The organism is Paenibacillus dakarensis, from assembly GCF_001373415.1.
Lineage (GTDB): Bacteria > Bacillota > Bacilli > Paenibacillales > Paenibacillaceae > Paenibacillus_AQ > Paenibacillus_AQ dakarensis.
In genome coordinates this window covers 20,214-36,674 of record NZ_CDSE01000006.1, presented here as the reverse complement: position 1 = coordinate 36,674, position 16,461 = coordinate 20,214, and the positions used below count along the sequence as shown (strand labels likewise).

The 16,461-nt window shown below is 47.9% G+C and carries 11 protein-coding genes and 1 pseudogene; 6 read left to right on the top strand and 6 right to left on the bottom strand.

Annotated elements, in window-relative coordinates; genetic code table 11:
• Positions 1-179: 179 nt before the first annotated feature.
• From ypfJ to BN1234_RS00275, 4 genes are all read right to left on the bottom strand, one after another.
• Positions 180-1,025 carry a KPN_02809 family neutral zinc metallopeptidase gene (gene ypfJ, locus BN1234_RS00290; RefSeq protein WP_054954671.1) on the bottom strand — a complete coding sequence of 282 codons (846 nt, stop codon included), beginning with the start codon at positions 1,023-1,025 and terminating at the stop codon, positions 180-182.
• Positions 1,026-1,245: 220 nt separating this feature from the next.
• Positions 1,246-1,422, bottom strand: a complete 177-nt coding sequence (locus BN1234_RS00285; RefSeq protein ID WP_054954670.1) for a FeoB-associated Cys-rich membrane protein — start codon at positions 1,420-1,422, stop codon at positions 1,246-1,248.
• Positions 1,423-1,448: 26 nt separating this feature from the next.
• On the bottom strand, positions 1,449-3,458 hold the full coding sequence (gene feoB / locus BN1234_RS00280) for a ferrous iron transport protein B (RefSeq protein ID WP_054954669.1): 2,010 nt from the start codon (positions 3,456-3,458) through the stop codon (positions 1,449-1,451).
• Positions 3,455-3,682, bottom strand: coding sequence for a FeoA family protein (locus tag BN1234_RS00275; protein ID WP_054954668.1), 228 nt, complete (start codon positions 3,680-3,682; stop codon positions 3,455-3,457). Before BN1234_RS00275 ends, feoB begins: the two co-directional genes overlap by 4 nt.
• 109 nt (positions 3,683-3,791) lie before the next feature.
• Here BN1234_RS00275 and BN1234_RS21640 point away from each other — a divergent pair.
• Positions 3,792-4,040, top strand: a pseudogene (locus tag BN1234_RS21640) (transcriptional regulator); the annotation flags it as partial.
• 329 nt (positions 4,041-4,369) lie between these two features.
• Positions 4,370-8,413 (top strand): FIMAH domain-containing protein, encoded by a 4,044-nt coding sequence (locus tag BN1234_RS00265; RefSeq protein ID WP_245640046.1) that lies wholly within the window; start codon positions 4,370-4,372, stop codon positions 8,411-8,413.
• 117 nt (positions 8,414-8,530) lie between these two features.
• Here BN1234_RS00265 and BN1234_RS21635 read toward each other — a convergent pair whose 3' ends face one another.
• Together BN1234_RS21635 and BN1234_RS00260 are read right to left on the bottom strand one after the other, a co-directional pair.
• The gene (locus BN1234_RS21635) at positions 8,531-8,683 is read right to left on the bottom strand and encodes a hypothetical protein (RefSeq protein WP_156337086.1); all 153 of its coding nucleotides are present in this window, start codon (positions 8,681-8,683) and stop codon (positions 8,531-8,533) included.
• 217 nt (positions 8,684-8,900) lie between these two features.
• A complete protein-coding gene (locus BN1234_RS00260) occupies positions 8,901-10,259 on the bottom strand; it encodes an IS1182 family transposase (RefSeq protein WP_054954666.1) in 1,359 nt (452 codons plus the stop codon).
• 389 nt (positions 10,260-10,648) lie between these two features.
• Between BN1234_RS00260 and BN1234_RS00255 the strand changes: the two genes are divergently transcribed.
• The 4 genes from BN1234_RS00255 to BN1234_RS00240 all read left to right on the top strand — a co-directional run bounded on the left by BN1234_RS00255 (position 10,649) and on the right by BN1234_RS00240 (position 16,405).
• A complete protein-coding gene (locus tag BN1234_RS00255; RefSeq protein ID WP_054954665.1) occupies positions 10,649-11,740 on the top strand; it encodes a GntR family transcriptional regulator in 1,092 nt (363 codons plus the stop codon).
• Between the two features lie 68 nt (positions 11,741-11,808).
• Entirely contained in the window at positions 11,809-14,016 is a 2,208-nt protein-coding gene (locus tag BN1234_RS00250) for a GH92 family glycosyl hydrolase (protein WP_054954664.1), read from the top strand.
• Positions 14,017-14,410: 394 nt separating this feature from the next.
• Positions 14,411-15,400, top strand: a complete 990-nt coding sequence (locus BN1234_RS00245; protein WP_245640045.1) for a glycosyl hydrolase family 8 — start codon at positions 14,411-14,413, stop codon at positions 15,398-15,400.
• Positions 15,401-15,529: 129 nt separating this feature from the next.
• Positions 15,530-16,405, top strand: coding sequence for a GGDEF domain-containing protein (locus tag BN1234_RS00240; protein WP_054954662.1), 876 nt, complete (start codon positions 15,530-15,532; stop codon positions 16,403-16,405).
• The last annotated feature ends 56 nt before the right edge of the window (positions 16,406-16,461 follow it).

The window sequence follows — 16,461 nt, the reverse complement described above, 5'->3', positions numbered from 1 at the left end:
TATACCATTTTCCAGATTGGTAAATAACACTTTTTATTAATAAACCCTTTTTTAAAAATCTCCGCTTATTTGATGGATCCACGAATCCAATCATCATCTCGCTCTTACTTTTTGTATTTGCTGCAAAAAAGAGATGACCCTCCGCAAAGCAAAGGGCCATCTCTTTATTCCGTCTATGCTTATAAATTGTTCGCGTTAAATGTGTCTCCGCCTTGCAGCGTACCGTTCTCAAAGCCTTTGTAGAACCAGCGCTTCCGCTGTTCGGATGTACCATGCGTAAAGCTCTCCGGCACAACATAGCCCTGAGCTCTTTTCTGGATAGTATCATCCCCTACGGCACTTGCAGCCGTTAAGGCTTCCTCCAGGTCGCCTTCCTCAAGCAGGTTCATCCCCTGCGCGTGATGCGCCCACACACCTGCCAAATAGTCGGCCTGCAGTTCAAACCGAACCTGATACTTGTTGTATTCCTCCTTGCTCAGCTGCTGCCGGTATTGCGCCAGCTTGTCCGATGTGCCGAGCAGCGTCTGTACGTGATGGCCAACCTCATGCGCGATTACATAAGCCATGGCAAAATCGCCGGGTGCCTGAAAGTCTTTTCTCAGCTCATCATAAAAGCTCAAATCAATATACAGCTTCTGGTCACCCGGACAATAAAATGGACCTACCGACGAGCCTGCTGTTCCGCAGGCAGACTGTACGCTTCCCGTATAAAGAACGAGCTTCGGCTTCTCATATGTCTTTCCTTCTTTTCTGAAAACCTCAGTCCACACATCCTCCGTATCCGCCAGAACAACAGACACGAACTGAGACAGCTCCTTCTCTTCCGCCGTTTCCGTGTATGGTGCTCCCGTATCCGAGCCGCTGCCCACGAGATTGCTCAGCACATCCGTAACATTGCCGCCGCCGAGCAGTGTTACGAGCAGCAGGATGACAACACCTCCAATACCGCCACCGATGAGACCCGGACCCCTGCTTCCTCTCCGGTCCTCCACATTAGAGCTTGTCCTTCTTCCTTTCCACTGCATGATGTCTCCTCCTTAATCTATCCGAACAACCATAAAGTCAAGTGATCGTTAAATCGTTCCTAATACGTTTTACCCTAAAAAGGATCCGTTACTCACTTTCGGGTATGATAGCGACCTATTCAAACCGCCAGATTTGGCAATCATTCAGGTGATCCGGATAAAAGAAAAGCGCCCCTTTCTCCTATATGGAGAGGGGACACTTTGGGTCAGTTATATTTAACTAGCGGCCGCCTTTGTTCTGGGGAGGTGTTACAATCTCACTGCTGCAAGACGAAGAACATGTCTTCGCCAGGGAACAGCCGGCGCATTTGCCTTTCTTGGTCTTTTTGATATAAGAAAACAGTGTCCATCCGGCATAGCCGAAGATCAGCACACCGATGATGATGCTTGCCAGCATGCTCGTCACTTCCTTTCACGATCCATTTACTGAAAGCCGAGAGCCCTTCCTGCCGTCATAATGATGAATGAAATTCCATAGGCAATCACCAGCGCGTAAATGATCGAGAACCAGGTCCAGCGCGCTGACATTGTCTCTTTCCGAATAACCCCAACCGTAGCCAGACACGGCACATACAGCAAAATAAATGCCATAAACGAATATGCTTCAAGCGCTGTAAAATGTCCGGCAAGCAGTCCCTTTAGCGTCTCTGTATCCGGTGCGGCGTAAATGATGTGCATGGTAGATACGACAACTTCTTTGGCCAGAAAACCGGTGATCAGCGCTGCCCCCGCCTGCCATGTTCCGAATCCGAGCGGCGTCAGCAGATATCCGATCCCCCCGCCAATCATTGCGAGGAAACTCTCGTCCATTGGGACATCCAGTCCGCCAGGCCCGGCATAACTGAGCAGCCAGATGATGACCGAGCCGCCGAAGATGAATGTTCCTGCTTTACGCACGAATCCTTTGCCCTTCTCCCATGTGCTGCGGGACAGCGTCTTCCACTGCGGAATCCGGTAAGGGGGCAGCTCCACGACAAACATGGATTCCTGCTGCTTCAGAATGGTGGATGAGAACAGCTTCGCCAATACCAGCGCAATCACGATACCCATCACATATAGAGATAGAACAATCAAGGCTTGATTCGACTCGAAAAAGATTCCGACAAACAGACTGTATACCGACAGACGTGCCGAACAGGACATCAGCGGCGTCAGGATAATCGTGAGTATACGCTCTTTCGGCTGCTCGATCGTCCGCGCCGCCATAATACCGGGAACATTGCATCCAAAGCCGATGATCATCGGAATAAATGCCTTCCCGTTCAGACCAACCGCTTCCATCAGCCTGTCCATGACGGAGGCAATCCGGGCCATATAGCCGGAATCCTCGATAAATGAAATGATCAGGAACAAGATGAAGATCTGAGGCACAAATACAAGCACCCCGCCTACACCGGCAAATATACCATCGAAAATAATAGCTTTGATAAAGTCGGTAGCATTCACGCTATCCAGCAGCCACTCCGTCCCGTTTCGCAGCGGGCCATTGATGAAGCCGTCAACCAGATCGGATAGCGGGCTGCCAAGCCATTCAAACGTCAGCTTAAACGTCAGATACATAAACGCCAGAAAGATCGGGATACCTAGATACTTGTCGGTAACGAGCCGATCAATCCGTTCTGACAGTGTGCTGCGCCCTTCCTTGGAACGTGTCAAACACTGTGCAAGAAGCTCCTGAATGTAATCGGTGCGCATTTTCCGAATATACTGGGGGAGCTGCTTCACATCGTAGGCATCTTTAATGGACTCCTCAGTGGACTGATACAGCTGTTCCAACCATTCGGAATCCATCTCCTCTTCCAGCGCCTGACGCACAACATGATTACCTTCAAGGAACTGAACAGCCATCCAGCGCGGCGACACCATATGCTCAGGCATCCGGGAGGTTAGCTTGGCGATCGCCTCTTCCAGCAGCGCTCCATACGGAAGATGGTAAGGCTCCTCAGGAGCCTCGGGCAGCCCCTCTGTAATCGAGTGCAGCAGTGCATCACAGCCTTTGCCGCTCCGGGCAACGACCGGAATCACCGGCATTTTCAGCAGCGATGCCAGCCGCTCCACGTTCAAGTCCAATCCATGCGCCTTCGCCACATCCATCATATTCAAGGCAATGACAACCGGCTTGCCGTATTCAAGCAGCTGCAGCGTCAGATTCAGGTTGCGTTCAATCTGGGAAGCGTCTACCACATTCAGAACGCAATCAAAGGACTCATTAAGCAGAAACCTGGAGGCAACCTCCTCATCCTTCGAGAGCGGGTTCAGGGAATAGAGTCCGGGGAGGTCGATAATCTCGCCTCGGCCATCTTTTAAATAGCCGACCTTCTTCTCGACCGTCACTCCGGCCCAATTCCCTACATATTCATATGAACCTGTCAAAATATTAAACAGCGAGCTTTTGCCCGTATTCGGATTACCAGCTAGTACAATAGTGCTCATACGGCTTCCACAACGATTTGTGCAGCTTCCTTCCGGCGGATTGCTATCCACTGTCCATCCGCCTCAAGCGTAATCGGGCCGCCGAACGGGTGCCGCTTCTTTACACAGACGAGACACCCCTCCATTACACCCAGGTCATTAAGACGTCTGCATACCAGCTGATTGCTGCAGCCAACATCTACAATACGGGCAGGTTCACTTATATTCATATCGCTTAAATTCACGTTAAACACCTCAGTGAGAACTATTATCATTTACTTGAATTATAAGACTCTGGTCCTCGCTTGGCAATGACTTTATATTGTAATGATTACATATTAGAATCAATTTCATAATTTGAATCAATATGGCATGCTGAAACTGATCCGTATCAACAAAGACGGAAGCTTTATTGACGGATGCCGCATCTCTGATGTCACACTCGATCAAATTCAGCTGGATTACAAAAGCGAGCTGACCTTCCGGATCGCCGTAACGGAAAAATCGGTTAACAAAGGAGGATTGACGATCTTCGGCAAACATTTCGGCAACTATAGCCAAGACTTGCTGGCCCGTATTCTCTACGATGTTAGGGAAGTCTGACAAAATATAGAGCAAGAACCGTTCCCTTATAAAGAATGGTTCTTGTTTTTTCTGCAACTGATGAACCCCTATTACTTTTGTGGGCTCGTACTTCAGTTTTAAAGCTCTGTTACCCGGCGCCTACTACCTGCAATCGTTTATCGTTACTAATCCGACCTCTACTTCAGAGATCAAATCTCTAAAAAAAAATTTACTCGAGCAACGAGGAAACGCGGAAAGAATGGCGAATGGTATAATCCAGCTTTAATTAATCAATTTAATTTATTAATGCTTTGTTTCTGCACTACAACTCATTGCTTGTCAATAAAAAACAAGGAGATGATTAACAAGTGAAAAAGAAACTAACCCCCTTCCTCGCCTGTATGATGGCCGCTCAGCTTACCGCTGGCACTCTTCTGCCGTTCAGCAATCCTGCTTCAGCAGCAAGCCCCGGTGCTGCCACGGCGGAAGCCGGAATACCCCGCATGCTCATTACTGAATTGGTCCCTGACTCGGGCGGAGACGATGGTCTGGGAGAGGACCCTTATGAGTACATAGAGGTCTATAACAACAGCGACCAGCCGATTGATTTTAAGGATTATTCCATATTATACAGATACCCGGGTGAACCAGGTAACGATTCGTTCTGGCGGCCTTATACCGATCAGCAGATCATCATTCAGCCTAAGCAGGCCATGGTCTTCTGGGCGGTCACGCCGTCTGCTCAGTCCAAGACGGTGGCGGACTTCAATCAGCATTTTCAAACCTCGCTCGTTGAGAATAAAGACATTGTCCGGATTCCCGGTGGGCTCAACAACCTGAGGGAAAGAACGATTGTGGTGGCAACAAATACCGGGACAGACATCGTACGCGCCAGTTATAATCAGGGCGTAATTGACACAGGAGCCGATCTGAGTATAGAGTATGGCGTTCCGGATGCCGGCAGTCTCGATATGAAGAAGCTTAGCTCAAAAACCGTTCCGGCCTCCCCCGGAGCCTTCAACCCGGCTAACGTACCAGCTGAGCCTGTCACCATCGTGAACGATCCAGTTGCGCCGACGGTAACAGATTTTACAGACCCCTCGCGTATTGATCTGATATCTCCCATAGAACTGATGGCGGAAGCGGCCGATGACCGTCTGCTTGCCTCCGTCAACCTGTACTATAAGACTAACAAGACATCGGATTATACAATGGTAACCCTGCCGCGCGGAACAGACGGACGCTTCCGCTACTCGCTCGGGATGATGGAATGGTTCGGCAGCCCGACATTGCAATACTATTTTCAAGCGTCCGATACCTTTAACCTGACATCAACGGCACCTAGAACGCTAAGCTTGGCCGGAAATGAGAAAAGTCCAGCACTGAACGTGCGTGATGGCGATGTTTTGTCAGGTGAGCGGGTTCTTATCGGGTCATCCTCCAGTGAAGGCTCCATGTCACTGTCGATTGACGGTCAGCAAGTCAGTCCAACGGAACAAGCCCTTGAGAAAACGGCATATTTCGTGTTTGAAGCCGACGGCATAAATAAGGGCCAGAACGTTACCACGATGGGCAATGAAACGCTGTACCTGATTCCGTTCGACACCCAGGGATACCAAACGATAGTCGTGCCTGTACGACCTGATCTGTTCAAATACGGTCAAGCTAATCCGATTGCCCTACGCGCGGGTTCCGTAAACCGGCCTTATTATGAAAACGAGCCGGAGCCCGATCTCGACGATTTCAACATCCGGAATGTCCGGCTTGTACTGGCGGATGGTACGGTCGTTCGTGACCCGAAATATACGAACCCGGCAACCATCCTGGACATGGGGGATAACGGACGTTTCCTTCCAGTTGTGTACTTCAACTTTGCGATTCCAGAGCATTACTGGGATGGGATATCCTACCGGTGGAACACCGAGGCAGCAGCCGACGGACCTCACGAAGTCGAGGTGTCACTGCCGGACGGCAGCAAGGAGTCAGCGAGTGTGGTGGTAGATAACCAAGGGCCGGAGATAACGACAAATCTAATCGAGGGAAATACTTACAAAGGGGCTTTTGAGATACAAGCCTCCGCGACGGATGCAGCTTCCTCCGTCAAATCCTTCGAAGTGAAGCTGGATGGCAAGCTTATTGAAGTTCCATATTCCACATCCTCTGCGGCTCTCGCTCCAGGCGAGCATAGTCTTGCGCTTAAGGCTGTGGATGCTGGAGGTAAATCGACGGAGAGAACGATTACATTCTCCACTCCTGCAGAGCTTCCGGATAAGCCGCTCTTGGCCGAACCTGCTGACGGATCAGAGGATACGGACACGAACGTGAACCTGCAGGTATCGGTTTCCGATCCGACGGGTGACCCGCTCGACGTGAAGTTTTTTAAAGGACAAAAGATCCATGCCGGTGACACGAAAGTGACAGCATACCAACACGCGGCTGATGTAGAGCCTCCGCTGACATTGGTGACTCCCGGAGAAACACAGCTCACCGCAGAGGAGCAATCCGCAGCCGGGACATCTGATGACCTTTATGTTACCACCGACTCAGTGGAACAGTTTCCTTATCAACGCTTTGAAGTCGAGGTAGGAACTGAGACAGGTGCCGGCGACCGTCTTGAGCTAAGCTGGGAAGGTCATTCGCTTCAAGGACGCAAGGTAGGCTTATATGCATGGAATTATAACGCGCAAACGTGGGATTCCCTGGCGTCCACCGTGGCTGCATCTGAGGAGGACTTTACCCTCTCAGCAGGAGTAGACGGCGGCAATTATGCTAGAAACGGAAAAGTCCAAGTCTTGATTCAGGATGAGATTCCACGCCGTGAACAATACGATTTCACCTTTGCCTCTATACCGGACACGCAAATCTATGCGGAAGTTCAGCCGGAGTATTTTGAATCCCAAGTCAACTTCCTGCGTGACGCCAAAGAATCCATGAACATTCAATATGTGATGCACGTGGGAGACGTGGTAAACTCTGCAGGGATCAAAGGGCAGTGGGAACGTGCCGACAAGTTCATGAAGGTGGTGGAAGAAGCACAGATTCCTTGGGGCGTCGTCGCGGGGAACCATGATGTATTCGACGGTGGTGCCACTTCTGTGCCGGATTACTCGGAATTCTCGAAGTATTTCGGAGAGGACCGCTTTAAAGATAAACCTTACTACGGAGAGTCTTACCAAGATAACAAAGGACACTATGACCTGATCTCAGCGAACGGCAACGATTTTATTTTTGTCTATATGGGCTGGGGCCTCAATGATGAAGATATGGAATGGATGAACACGGTTCTTAAAGAGCACCCAGACCGTAAAGCGGTCATTGTCGTGCATGAATATTTGCGAAATAACGCGACGAGATCTGCAACCGGCGAAAAAATCTATCAGAAGGTAGTCGTGCCCAATCCGAACGTCTGGATGGTCATGAGCGGTCACTTCACGGGAAGCTCGCTGCGTACCGATCAGCTTGATGATAACAATGACGGACAGCCGGATCGAAAGGTGTACCAGATTCTTAACGATTATCAGGGCATTCCGAATGGTGGGAGCGGGTATTTGAAGCTTCTGCATTTTGATACAGAGACGGATACCGTCTATGTGAATACGTACTCACCTTACTTGGACGATTACAATTATTACGATCCGAGCAAAGATGAGTTTAAGCTTTCGGTGGATTTGAAACCGATGGTCAAAAGAGTGGCTACCGACGCCATGACGGTAAAGGTGTATTCTGACGATATCATCGGTTCGGTGCAGGCGGCCAGTGGAACAACTGCCATGGTCAACTGGAACGGCTTAAAAGGCAATACAAATTATGAATGGTACGCAATGGCGGAGGACAGCTTCGGCGGACGAACCTACTCGGATATTTGGTCCTTCCGGACCCGTCTTACTGTTGATGCGCCGCAAGGTCTGAAGGTAACAGACGTGACATCGGATTCGGCTCAGCTTAGCTGGTCCCCGGTAACGACGCCCGACGGAACCCAGGTGACCTATCAGGTGTACGGCAATCATGGCGCCGTCTCAACGGTGACCGATGCCGTGTACCTTTGGAGAAACTTGGAGCCGGATACGACCTATATGTTCCAGGTCAAAGCCCTGCTCCCGTCAGGAGCGGCATCAGAGCTCAGCGAGCCGCTAAGCTTTAAGACATCGATCGACCTGCCTGCTCTGCAAAGCGGCCTCCAGCGTTTTATAACCTCCGGCAAAGTGACCCATCCGCTGGCCAAACAGCTGGAGAATGCGCTGAGCCAAGCGGAAAGCCAAATGCAGAAAGGTCACTATGATCAGGCAGCCAAGAAGATCGAGGACTTTCTTAAGCACCTCGGAAATAAAGCACATCAGGAATTGGCGTCACCAGACGCCCGGCAGTGGCTGAATGATAAAGCGGATGCCCTGCTTCGTGTCTGGGGCAGATAACCTCACTGGATAGCGCTGTTAAACGAAAATCCCCTGGGGGAGATATGAAATCTCCCAGGGGATTTTTTGGCTTTTATACAGCTGTTATGATAATCGGTCATTCTCCATAAAGGCTGCTTATTGTACAGATTGTTTGATCGATTTCAACCGTTTCATCACATTATTCTCACCGTGTCCGAAGTAATCGTGCAGCTTGCTGTATTCTTGATACAAAGTCTCATACACCTTTACATTTTCTGGAATCGGTTTGAACGTTTCTGGTAATTCCAATGCTTCCTCGTTCCTCTTTTCTCTTACATGAATGACTATTTCAGTAATATCATTGTTTAAGTGATGTTGCTGCCTTCTCTGTATCTACATTCTTACATAAGTTTTGTAGATTTATATTGTTTTTTTGTCCTTAATGTATTCTAGTTGAATCAATTTCATAATGCATTGGCTTAAAAAACTGCAGACTACTCCAATGCAATCGGGGTACATTTTTAATTTATGCTGCTTGTGCTTTTTGTTGTTTGTTCACACGATCCACGACTAGCTTCATGCTGTTGTAAACTAATGTTGCGAGGATAAAATGCAGCCTCGCTTTTGCTCCTGTTCGATGTCTTACGTTATTTACTTGAAAGAACTCTTTCAAGTATGCATTTACTCGCTCAACTGCGGATCGTCGCTTTGCAATTTGCTTCCACGAAGCGCTGCCTCGTGCGGGTGCTACGTATTTTCTCAGATCTGTGGTTACCTTCATTTTATAAACTTTTTGGCATAGCGAATCGTGTGCTAAGGGACAGCTTTCGCATTCCTTCGGCCTTACGTATTTCAGTGTTTCATACTTTGAGTCGTAACTGTCGTAGCAGTAGGAATACTCTCGCACACATGTGGGTGCGAAATGCTCATCAAAGCCTTCCATCTCCGGTTCGCGCCTACGGTTGTAAGCAGTAATAGCATGAGCGTTCCATTTACGCACTTCTTCGTAAATCGGCTCGTAATCATACCTTGCATCCATCGTGGCATATCTAAATCTGTAGGTCGGAAACTGTGCGTATAGCCCTTTTAATAGAGGAATAGCAGCCTTTCCGTCATTCATGCTTCCAGATGAAAGCAGCGCGCCAAGAATATATTGGCTTTGTGCTGCCCCTACCAGATGGCCTTTGAAGCCATACCAATTCAAATTTTTACCTTCACTATTACATTTCACACCCCATTCAGGTGCGATCGGCATCTGCTCTCGTAAGGTTTTGTAGGGTACATCGAGTTGGTCTGCAATTTTCTTTTCGTAAATCGACTTTTGTTGTTCTTCCTGTTGTTTTTGCAGCAGCCAGGCTTCTCGTTCTTGCTTGGGCTTACGCCCGCGCTTCTTCGGAACAGTCGGTTTCTTCTCTTGTTCTTGTTTCTTTGGCGCGCGATCTCGGGCTTCGATATGTGTTGCATCAATGGCTACGGTGTCATCTAAAATAAAGCCTTCTTCAAAAGCATGTTTGACCACGTTTTGGCTGACCTCTTCTAGTGCATCACTTTGGCTAAGCTTTTGAATCAGCCGAGAATACGTGGATGCCGAAGGAATGGATTCTGCTAAAGAGAACCCGCAATCAAAACGAAACAAAACATCTTCACGAAGTCGCTTCAACAAGTCTTTAATGGTCGGAATCCGTTCAATGATTCCGGCAATAAGGGAGTAGACCATGGCTGAATAATTGGTTTCAACGGGAGCACCTAAACGCGACTTTTTGTTGACGATTCGTAAGATGGGAGCTAGATCTATCGTTGCAAAGATAAGTTCAAAGCGATGCTCTCGATCTAAATCATATAGATCTTGCAGGGAAAACAGACTCTCATGTCGAATATATGGCATAGGGAGTTCACCTCCGTCTCATTTGGTTTGTTTAGTCGCTAACCTATTCGAGATTTGGGGAGGTACTCCTTTTTCTATGCCTAAAAAACCTTATTATATCAAGGGTTGAGAATTATGAAATTGATTCATTAATAATAATATTTTAATTTTACGGGGAATGGATCTAAATCTATGACCTAAATCCACAGATGAAGAGTCATGATTAGATATATTGTTACAAAATTGAGCCATAATATTGATATATCAAATTCAATTATTTAGCACCTGCCAAAAAATATGAGAATAACCCTTGAATCTATCCATTTAAAGGAATAGTATATATTTACCACGTTAATTCTATTAAAAATTCGCATTCCAATTGATATATCAAATTAGAAAATGGAGGTCATATGAACAGCATTCCGTTATATCAGAATATCGTCATAGATCTAAAAGCGAAGATTAAATCCGGAGAGCTGCGAATCGGGGACAAGCTGCCCACGGAAGCTGAGCTTTCCAGGAAATACAATGTCAGCCGGATCACATCGAAGCGGGCGCTGACCGAGCTGGAGAACGCCAATCTCATTACCCGGGTTCAGGGCAAGGGGAGCTTCGTACATTCGGTTGTCCCTGGCAAACCATCGGACAAGGCGGCTAAAGACATTTTGCTGATCCTGCCGTTCACGCACAATCCCGGGCTTGGCGATTATGAAAAAGGAATCAATGAATACCTCGCAAGCAGCGATTATACCCTTAATATCCAATCCAACACGACGGTGGGACAACGAAAGGTGCTGGAGGCAGCGCTTCACAGCTCGAATGCGGGAATGATTCTGTATCCGCTCACCAGTAATTCGGACCTTGATCTGTTGTATCAGTATCATGTTTCGGGCTTCCCTGTCGTGACGATGGACAAGCATATTGAAGGCATTCCGTTTCCGTCGGTTGTACCCGATAATTTTGATGGCGCTTACCAGGCAACAAGGCACTTGATTGAGAACCATCATCGAAAGATCGCCTTCGTCTCTTCGTCCAAGGTCGATTCCTCTACATCCATTCGCGAACGGTATTTCGGATATTTAAAAGCGCTCTTCGAGCATCATCTGATCGACAACAGCGTGAACGAACTAACTGAACGCCACTTAACCCATATCAGCGATGACCGAAAAGACTTCTATACCCGGTTCATTCAATCCATGCAGGAGCAGGAAATTACGGGCGTGATCGCCGAGAATGACCTGATCGCTATCGAGATGATCCAGACTGCCAAGGAGCTTGGGCTTTCTGTGCCTGATGATTTTTCGATTGCGGGGTTCGATAACATCCAGCTGGCAAGCTTCATCGAACCACAGCTGACTACGGTTTCTCAGGATTTCGTCACTATGGGCCGTCTGGCTGCGAAGCAATTGATCCAGCTCATTGAACACCCGGGTAACCCGGCACCCGGCAATACGATCGTCCCGGTGAAGCTCATGGAACGCCAGTCTGTCAGACGCTTGTAGTACACGCCGCTTCTTTCAGTTATTACCTAAATTTCCATAAATTACTTAAGTACAAAGGAGACCCTACCATGCTGCACTATATCGACACCAGACAAGGCACGAACAACAAGTATACATATTCGAACGGCAATGCACTGCCGTACACCGCAGTCCCTTTCGGAATGAACCACTTTGCGGTGCAAACAAGCGATGAAGGCAGCTGGTTCTTCAATCCGAATGACCGTGTATTCCAGGGGATTCGGTTGACGCACCAGCCAAGCCCGTGGATGGGCGATTTCGCCCATTTCCTCATGACTCCCATTGCCGATGACAAAATCCGGGGAACTGTCTTCACCTGCCAAAGCTCCTACCGCCCGGAAGAGGCCGTGTTCAAGCCGAACTACGTACGTGTGAAGCAGCAGCGTTATAACATTACAACGGAGCTTACCCCTTCTACTTACGGCGCATCGCTGCGCGTTAAATACCATTCCAGGCAGCAAGCAGGATTTGTGCTGAACGCTAAAGGTAAAAGCTCGCTTCAGTGGGATGCGGCAGGCCGCAAGCTCTCCGGCTTTATCAGCAATTACTCGGGCTGCCAGGACGAGAACTTCGGCATCTATATTGTCATGACGTTTAACAAGGATATCGACCTGTCCACTTCCGGTTATTATGACGCTGAAGGTGCATTCACAGCAGCAGCCTCCATCGAAGGAGAAAACCGGCACGCAGTCATTCGTTTCACAGATTGCGAGAAGGACACGCTCGAAGTTAAGCTCGCCACTTCGTTCATCAGCATGGCGCAAGCCGAACTGAACCATGAGCGCGAAATGGACAAGACTTTTGACCAGATGAAAGAGGAATCAGCGAACGCCTGGAATCATTACCTGAGCAAGATCAAGGTCACACACCGGAATGAAGAATATATTAGAACGTTCTATACCTGTCTGTACCGGATGTTCCTGTTCCCGCAAAAATTCTATGAGCTCGATAGCAACATGGAGCCTGTTCACTACGATACAACAGCCAAGGCAGTGAAGAAGGGTATTCTGTACACCAATAACGGATTTTGGGATACGTACAAAACAGTCTACCCTCTCTACTCCATCATCGCTCCAGACGAATATAAAGAGATGCTTGAAGGCTTCCTGAATTCATTCCGGGAAACGGGCTTCCTGCCCAAATGGTTATCTCCCGATGAGCGCGGCTTAATGCCGGGTACCCTGATTGATGCCGTGATCGCCGATGCGGCGGTAAAGGGCATTGCCGATTCGCTTCTGCCTGAACTGCTTGAAGCGATGCTTACCGCAGCCACGACACAGAGCGAGACGAATCTGTATGGTCGTCAAGGTACGATCGATTACTTGAAATATGGCTATGTGCCAAGCAATTATCACGAAAGCGTCAACCATACGCTCGACTATGCCTATAGCGATTACTGTATCAGCCGGGTGGCGGATGTGCTGGGACGAACGGATATTGCGGAGCAGTATAGAGATAGCGCACTGAATTACCGAAATATTTTCGACCCCGAAACCGGGTTTATGAGAGCTAAGGATAAGGAAGGGAATTTCCGTCCGGACTTTAATAACACAAGCTGGGGTCTTGATTACGCGGAAGGCAGCGCGTGGCAGAACAGCTTCGCGGTCTATCAGGATTTCGAAGGGTTAGCCCAGGCCTACGGGTCCAAAGAGCGCTTCTTTAACCGCATCACTGAACTGTGCAATACCGCCCCGGACTTCGATGTTAAAGGATACGGCTTCGAGATTCATGAGATGAGTGAAATGGCAGCGGTCGATTTCGGGCAACTCGCCATCTCCAACCAGCCAAGCTTCCATATCCCGTACATGTTCAGCTATGTCGGGCAGCCCGCTTCAGCTCAAGTGGTCATTAAGCAGATCATGACGAATCTGTTCAACAGCGGCTTTGACGGGTTCCCCGGTGACGAGGATAACGGCAGCATGTCAGGATGGTATGTGTTCAGCTCCATGGGCTTCTATCCGGTGTGTCCGGGCAGCGGCGAATACGTGCTTGGCATTCCGCTGTTCGACTCGGTAACCATTGAGCTGCCAAACGGCAAAAAAATGAATATTCATACAGAAAACAATAATCCACAGTCCAATTTTGTAGCGAAGGTTGAACTGGACGGCGAGGACTATACCAAGCTGTATGTGAAGCATGAGGACATCATGGACGGTAAGACGCTTGAATTCCGGCTCGGCCTGGCTCCAAGTCACCGTAAATATTCATCTGAGGAGCTTCCATTCTCCATCTCAAAAAGTAACCGCATCGGCATTTAACCAAAATACTCATCAAAAAGGACACCTCCTTGAAACCAGTCTATCCGGTTTGCGGAAGGTGTCTTTGTTTTATGATTCTGTTAAAAGGTATGTCGATCCATCTATTAGTTAATTAGTTACCGCTATTTAAAGATTTTAAGCGATACATCTCATATCAAAGCCGCACCTTGTGATGTCATTAGCAGACATCATGGGGTACGGCTTATTTATGGTTATATATAAGCAAAGAGAAGCCGTATGAGTTGAATTGATTTCACACGAATAAAACTGAGGTGCAAACTTGAAGAATACTATTCACAAAAACGCAGTTATAAGCGTTGCTATATCCATATTTCTCGCTCTAACCATCATGACAATCTGGCTCATCAAGAGCCCGGGCAGGGAGGTCTCCTCTTTGACAGAGCAGTTTATTGAACAGCATATGAGGAATGAGAATGGCACATTGGCAACCTATCTGGAGCCCGCTTCGTCCACAGACCCGGATATGGCTGCCGGGAAAGAGGCGCTATCCGAGTCACTTGGACTATGGATGCAATACGCCGTGCTCCAGCAAGACAAGCAGAAGTTTGATGAAAGTCTCACGATCCTGAAGTCGTATTTCTTATCACCGCAGCATTATATCCGGTGGAAGCTTACGCCCACAGGCCAATCGGAAGTAAGCACCAACGCGCTTGGCGATGACCTTCGCATCGTGGATGCTCTGCTGAAAGCTTTTTCCTTATGGAATGAAGAATCATATATGAGTCTAGCAAAAGAGGTCTCATCTACACTCCAATCTATCGGGATGCAGAACGGGTACCTTGTTGATTTCCATGATTTTAAACAGAATCAATCTGCACAGACGCTTAGTCTGGCCTATGTAGACCTATCTGCGATGAAGGGTATGCTCCGCAATCACCTGATGCAAGAGCCCATATTTGAGCGGCACAAAAACCTGCTTCTGGATATGCCGAATGATGGCGTCTTTTATCCCAAAGCCTATCAGATTCCATCCAGGCAATACGTCTACGATGAACAGGTGAATATCATTGATCAGTTAATCGTCGGGTTACACGTCACAGAAACGGGACAAAAGCCTGCCGGGCTTCTGGCCTTCTTAAAGCGTGAATTCCAGCAGCATCATCAAATCATGGGGCAATATACCCGAAAGACCAGAGCGCCCGCTGTGGCTTACGAATCTCCAGCCGTTTACGGACTGGCTGTTATGCTTGCACTGAAATGTGATGATCCGCAGTGGGCCGAGCAATTGGAGAAACGCATGCTGAATCTTCGTGATCAGAACCCCGCTTATTCGGGAGGTTATGTGTTTAATAATAATACACATATCTTTGATAACTTGCTTCCACTCCTAGCCGAGGTCACCCTAAATAACAATCATCGATAGACCTTTATAGTATTTTTTCTATATTTTGCCTCATTTTCCGTTAAAAAATTGTCGAATCATGCTATATTATGTTAGAATATATTCTATTTTTTGCATAAATACGAATCAGCATAGAAAGGATGTCTGTATTTGATACGAAAAAGCCCTGTTCGCCGAGCTGAATTAGGCTATACCCTGATGATTCTTCTCGTCATCGCTCAACAGGTTCATTTCTACTGGAACATCTATGAGAAGCACATATTCTCTACCAAGGAGATTCTGTTCAGCCTTACTACCCTTGCAGCGTTACTGATCGGCTTTGTGCTGCCGGTGGGAGTTTTGGCTGTAGGGATATTCATATTTCTGGTCAGTTATTTCGTCTGGCTCTCCACCTATGCACCCGTCAATATTTTAACGATATCCTGGATGCTGTTTATTCCTGCTAATGTGATTATCGCTGCATTCATTCGTTCTGTTCTCATCCAGAACCATCGGTTCATCGAGCGGTTAGAAGCGTTTAAGATGAAGAACCCCGACATTGACCTGAATACATCACTGGGGAACAAAGCGTCTTTTTCGGATACGCTGGTGAAGCAGTCCAATCTGGCTAACCGCTACCCGGACCAGTACAATTTCTGCCTTGCCATGTTCAAAATTGAATTTCTCCCTCTCGTGAAAGAATCACTTGGATCTCAGCGGTATGCCCAGCTTTTGCTCGAATTATCGCATACCATCCAGGATCAGATCCGGTTCGAGGATTATAAGTTCTCTATTGATAACGGGCGGTTCATTATCTTGTGCCCGCTGACTCAGCCGGAAAATATTAAGAATCTCACCGACCGGATCAAGCAGGCGATGATGGACATGCCGTTTATCGACAAGCACGGCCGAACTTTGAAGCTTGTTATCCGTGCCGGGGCAATCGTCTTTCAGAAGGATCAGTTCCGTAAGTATGAGGACAGTGATGCTGTGATCGCGGCCCTGGATCGGAACACCGAAACAGATCTTATTGGGGAATACATATAAACATACATTTTACAAAACAGATAATGCATGTTTATACCAAAAAGGAGGTTAACATT

Excerpts from the sequence above, each read along its gene's own strand:
- ypfJ (WP_054954671.1), bottom strand. The coding sequence starts at position 1,025 with ATGCAGTGGAAAGGAAGAAGGACAAGCTCTAATGTGGAGGACCGGAGA.
- BN1234_RS00260 (WP_054954666.1), bottom strand. The coding sequence starts at position 10,259 with ATGCCATATATTCGACATGAGAGTCTGTTTTCCCTGCAAGATCTATAT.
- BN1234_RS00250 (WP_054954664.1), top strand. The coding sequence starts at position 11,809 with ATGCTGCACTATATCGACACCAGACAAGGCACGAACAACAAGTATACA.
- BN1234_RS00285 (WP_054954670.1), bottom strand. The coding sequence starts at position 1,422 with ATGCTGGCAAGCATCATCATCGGTGTGCTGATCTTCGGCTATGCCGGA.
- feoB (WP_054954669.1), bottom strand. The coding sequence starts at position 3,458 with ATGAGCACTATTGTACTAGCTGGTAATCCGAATACGGGCAAAAGCTCG.
- BN1234_RS00255 (WP_054954665.1), top strand. The coding sequence starts at position 10,649 with ATGAACAGCATTCCGTTATATCAGAATATCGTCATAGATCTAAAAGCG.